The sequence below is a fragment of the Candidatus Rokuibacteriota bacterium genome (assembly GCA_016209385.1).
Lineage (GTDB): Bacteria > Methylomirabilota > Methylomirabilia > Rokubacteriales > CSP1-6 > JACQWB01.
The window spans coordinates 1-5093 of the sequence record JACQWB010000232.1; the positions used below are offsets into that span (position 1 = coordinate 1).

The 5093-nt window shown below is 66.3% G+C and carries 5 protein-coding genes; 3 read left to right on the forward strand and 2 right to left on the reverse strand.

Features of this window, described 5'->3' with window-relative positions:
* The 3 genes from HY726_17340 to HY726_17350 all read left to right on the forward strand — a co-directional run.
* The coding region (locus tag HY726_17340) for a VOC family protein (GenBank protein ID MBI4610761.1) at positions 1-177 on the forward strand (177 nt) is incomplete at its 5' end.
* A gap of 22 nt (positions 178-199) precedes the next feature.
* Entirely contained in the window at positions 200-1294 is a 1095-nt protein-coding gene (locus HY726_17345; GenBank protein MBI4610762.1) for a homogentisate 1,2-dioxygenase, read from the forward strand.
* A gap of 5 nt (positions 1295-1299) precedes the next feature.
* On the forward strand, positions 1300-2292 hold the full coding sequence (locus HY726_17350; GenBank protein ID MBI4610763.1) for an LLM class flavin-dependent oxidoreductase: 993 nt from the start codon (positions 1300-1302) through the stop codon (positions 2290-2292).
* Between the two features lie 102 nt (positions 2293-2394).
* Here the strand turns inward: HY726_17350 and HY726_17355 are convergent, their stop codons facing one another.
* Positions 2395-3258 carry an alpha/beta hydrolase gene (locus HY726_17355; GenBank protein MBI4610764.1) on the reverse strand — a complete coding sequence of 288 codons (864 nt, stop codon included), beginning with the start codon at positions 3256-3258 and terminating at the stop codon, positions 2395-2397.
* A gap of 233 nt (positions 3259-3491) precedes the next feature.
* Positions 3492-5093 (reverse strand): cadherin-like domain-containing protein (locus tag HY726_17360; protein ID MBI4610765.1); only part of this gene is annotated, 1602 nt, incomplete at its 5' end.

A 5093-nucleotide genomic window follows, 5' to 3' on the forward strand; every position in this document is an offset into this window, starting at 1 on the left:
GACCACGTCTGCCTCTCGATCCGCTGCGACGATCTGGGGAAGGTGGTGGACGCCCTCCGTACCCGCGGCGTCAACGTGGAAGGCGAGATCGTCGAGCGCCGCGGTGCCTTCGGCCAGGGCGCCTCTATCTACCTCCGCGACCCCGACGGCTACCGGGTCGAGCTGAAGCCCCGGTAGGAGTACAGAAGAGGAGGGGGCCATGTTTCCTCAGATCAAGGGTCAGGTCACGCGGCAGGCGCACGTGGGGATCCCGCAGGGAACCTATGAGGAGGAGCACGCCCGCCGGGGCTTCTTCGGCCGGGCCTCCCACCTCTACCACCTCCACCCGCCGACCGCCTGGGTCAGGGTCGAAGGGCCGCTCCGCCCGCGCCTCCTTCTGGGGGAGCGCGTCGCGCCGGCGGACCTCCTGGAGCCGGCAGGCTCGCCCGCCGTGCTCCTCGAGAACGACGATGCGGTGGTGAGCATCTCGCGCCGGAGCCAGCCCATGCCGTTCTATTTCCGCAATGGCGACGGCGACGAGGTCCACTTCATCCACCGGGGTCGCGGCCGGTACGAGACCGATTACGGGCCGCTCGCCTACGAGCCGGGGGACTACCTGTGGATCCCGAGAGGGACCACGTATCGGGTGATCCCCGAGCTGGGCGACACCTTCACGCTGATCGTGGAGAGCCGCGAGTTCGCCCTGCCGGAGCGGGGGCTCATGGGGCAGCACGCCTTCATCGACCCGGCCATGCTGGAGACGCCGGAGCCCGCGCCCCATCGGGAGGCGTCCGGTGAGTGGGAGGTGAAGGTCAAGCGCGAGCGCCAGCTCACCTCGTTCTTCTACCCCTTCCACCCGCTGGACGTGGTGGGCTGGAAGGGCGAGCTGGCGCCGGTGCGGTTGAACGTCCGGGACCTGCGTCCGGTGGTGAGCGCCCGCTACCACATGCCGCCGACGGTCCATGCCACCTTCTACTCCGACCCCTGCACGATCTGTACCTTCGCCCCCCGCCCGTTCGAGTCGGACCCCGAAGTCCAGCGGCTGCCCTTCTACCACCGGAACATCGACTACGACGAGCTGCTCTTCTACCACGCCGGCGAGTTCATGAGCCGCCACGGCATCGCCCCGGGGGCCTTCACGCTGCATCCGCAGGGCATCCACCATGGGCCCCACCCCAAGGCGTTCGAGACCATTCGCCAGCGCGAGGCCACCAACGAGATCGCGGTGCTCGTCGAGACCACGCGCTCGCTCCGGCTCACACCGGAGGCCGAGAAGGCCGAGGACCCGGCCTACGCCACCAGCTGGGCCCAGTAGGCGTCATGAAGTTCGGCATCTTCTCCGTCGTGGATCACTACCCGAAGGAGTTGCCGCGGACGAGCGTCCAGTTCTACGCGGAGCTCCTGGAGCAGGTGGTGGCGGCGGAAGAGCTGGGGTTCGAGTCGTTCTGGGTCGCCGAGCATCACTTCCACGAGTACGGCGGGATCCCGCGCCCGCCCATCTGGCTCGCTGCCGCTGCGGAGCGGACGCGACTCATCCGACTAGGCTCGGCGGTCGTCGTGCTCCCCTTCGACAATCCCCTCCGGGTGGCCGAGGACTACGCCATGGTGGACGTCCTCTCGAGCGGCCGGCTCAACCTGGGCGTGGGCTCGGGCTACCTGAAGCACGAGTTCGAGGGATTCGGGGTGAGCCCTGAGGAGAAGCGCGACCGCTTCGACGAAGCCCTGGAAATCGTGCTCAGGGCGTGGAGCGGCGAGCGCGTCACCTACGAGGGGAAGTACCACCGCGTGAGGGACGTCCAGCTCAACGTCCTGCCTGTCCAGAAGCCCCGCCCGCCCATCTGGGTCGCCATCCTTCGGAACGAGGCGGCGCCCTTCGTGGGGCAGAAGGGCTTCCCCATCATGATGATCCCCTACGCGACCACGGAGCAGCTCTCCGAGATCGCCGAGACCGTACGGCAGTTCAGGGAGGCGTTCGTCGCAGCCGGCGGCCGGCGGGACGACGCGACGGTGCCCTTCGGCCTCCACACCTACTGCGCGGAGAGCTTCGAGGAGGCGCGGGCCGACGCTAGGGAGGCCATGGACCGCTACGTGAGGACGCGCCTCTACGCCAAGCAACGGCCGTTCGAGCTGCTGGTCGAGAAGGACCTGCTCGCCTTCGGGAGCCCGGAGGATGTGATCCAGGTGGCGCGGCGCTATGCGGCGGCCGGCCTCACCCACTTCCTCGCGATCACCAACTTCGGGGGCTTGGAGCACAAGAAGGTGCTCCGCTCCATGGAGCTCCTGGCGAAGCACGTGTTCCCGGCGTTCAGGTAGTAATCGGAGGGGGCCTCGACGGCCCCCTCCGAAGCCTCCCCCGAGATAGGTTGCGCCGGCCGGGTACCCGCGCCGGAGGCGCGGGTGGGCGCTCGAAGGGCTTTACTGCGACGCGCTCGTAGCCTGTCCCGCCCGCCACGTCCCCCATTGGCCGCTCTCCACCGCGCTCAGGAACTCGCCCACGTGGAGGTTGAAGAGGCCCGGCTCCTCAACGTTCATCGTGTGGCCGCTCATGGGGAGGGTGACGAGGCCGGCGTGGGGGATGACACGCTTCATGAAGAGCCCCGGCTCGAGGCAGGGCTCGTCCTGGTCGCCGACCACGATGAGCGTCGGCACGCGGAGGGCCTTGAGCCCCGTCTCCAGCTCGAAGATCGTCTTCCGCGCCAGCACGACGCCGCGCATCAGACAGGCTGAGGCCCGGGCCGGGTGCTCGCTGAGCTGGGCGATGAACTCGGCGAAACCGCGCGGGTCCTTCTCCCTGAACCCGCGGCGGGACGGGAGGTTCGAGAAGCGCTCGACCGCGGCCTCGATCCCGCGCGTTTCCAGGCTGGCGACGAGTTGCCCGTACTGGGCCAGAAACTGCTCGCGGTTCACAGTGCCGCTTCCGCAGGCCGCGATGATGAGGCTCCGGCACATCTGCGGGTAGCTGAGGCCGAAGTTCAGCGCGACGTTGGCGCCCATGGAGAGGCCGCCGACGTGGGCCTGTGCGATGCCCAGGTGGCGAAGGAGCTGGTGGAGGTCCTCGACGAGGATCTCGTTCCGATAGGCCGCGGGGTCGTCAGGGACTGCCGACTGCGGGTAGCCCCGATGGTTGTAGGTGATCACCCGGTAGCGCCGGGAGAAGTGGCGGACCTGGGGTTCCCAGGAACGGTAGTCGCCGGCGAACTCGTGGCTCCAGACGAGCGCGCACCCCTGGCCGGTCTCCTCGTAGTAGAGCTCGGTTCCGTTCACCCTGGCGAGCGGCATAGGGCCTCCTGTACGCGAGTTACGGCTGCGTGGCTCGTGAGCTCGAGCTTCTCCGCTGGCGTTCATCTCCCGGGGGCTGGCGGTCCGCCGCATTGCGGCGTACTTCGGAATATAGGGCAGAGGTCAGATTTTCAGTTCCGCCCTGGATAGGCCTGGACCAGGGACGGGAGGACAAAAAATGGCCCTTGGCGGGTCGCGTTGCTTTCGCACCCGCGGCCCGCCTAATCGCACCATCAGTTTGCTGGGACGATACGGACTGAATCCGTTCCCCTGATACGTGTCCCCTCGGCAGTCCGGCCCTTCAGGATACCCTGGGTGTCCCCTGCCTTGAATGCAGCGGTCTGGGTGTCGAAATGACAGACCAGGTCGAGGCGCCTATCCCCGTTCACGTCCTCCGCACTCGTGTTGCAGAATGCCAGGCTCCGCTCGTCGCCTGTCGGGCCAAAGCTTAAAGAGGACCGATCCACTTGGGCCGGAGCGTTAAATTCAGCCGTGGACAGGATCGCCACGGGGATCTTGCCCCGGCTGCGTGGGTTGATGCTGTTCGGGAAGCTCCCGGGCTTGATATCGATCGTCACGGGGATCAGCGTCCTGACGCCAAAGTTCCAGACGCTAGCGCTGGAGGTCAAGACCGTGATCTGGACATCGCCGTCGGCGAGGAGAGCCCTTGCGGAGACACAAGGATCGGGCGAAGCCGCGCCCGGCGCGCCGGTGCAGGCAGGCACCAGTACCCCATTCTTGAATATCGCGATGGTGTTCTGGTTTTGGCCTGCAGGAACCAGCGAGGCATCGATCCTGAACACGATGACCAGCGGGTTGATGGCTGTAGCGGCAGGTGCTGTGATGCTGACCTGCTCGCCGAGGAAAGAGAAACCCGGAGGTGAGGGTGTCGTCGTCGGTGACTCCACAATGGATACCGTGCCTCCGGTGGGCGTTGTTACCGAAGTCTCCACGGGGTCAGTGGCGGTGGCACCATCCGCTTCGGTGTCTGTCGTGACAGTTTGACCTGGACCAACGGTTTGGGTGACGCTCTCGGGGGCATCTATGACAGTGATCCGCACCGTCTCGCTGGCTGTGCCGCCGACCCCATCGCTCACCTGGAAGACAACATCAAAGAAGCTATTGGCCACGTTTGTGGAGACATCGAAGCCCGGGGTGTAGCTAAAGGTCTTGGTGCCCGGATCGAAGGTCGCCCCCGGAGGGAGCCCGGTTGCAGAGAAGGTGAGAGGATCCCCATCCACATCGCTCGCACTCACCGTAAACTGCAAGAACTGGCCTTCGTTCACGGTCTTGTTGCCAATCGGCGCGAGCAGGGGCGCATCATTGACGGGCGTGACGTCGATCAGGACCGTCGCCGGGGTGCTGTCCGTCGTGCCATCATTCACCTTGAAGGTAAAGCTGTCCAAGCCATTGAAGTTGAGATTTGGCGTGTACGTGATTGAGGCGCTACACGTCCCGGCCGCGCAGGTGATGCCTGAAATCGCCGTGAGGCTTCCGTTGGCTGGCGGAGTAGAGATTGAGAAGGTCAACGGCCCACCCTCGGGGTCGCTCCCGGTGAGCGTGATCGCCTTTGCCGTGTCCTCTGGAGTTGTGACCGATTGACCGTTGGCCACCGGCGCGGAGTCGAACTCAAGGGAGGCGAAGGGATGGGCGAGGGCTGGATTTGCAATCAGTGTCCCTGCTTGGGGGTGGAGGACGACCAAACGACGGGTGGACCCAGTGGCGGTGGAGTCTTCCATGACCGAGAAGTGCTGGTGGGTTGCGCCATCCAAGGCTGAGATGCCCTGGGCGGCACGGGGACCCGTACCCGGAAAACTCACCCCGTCGTCCGCCGC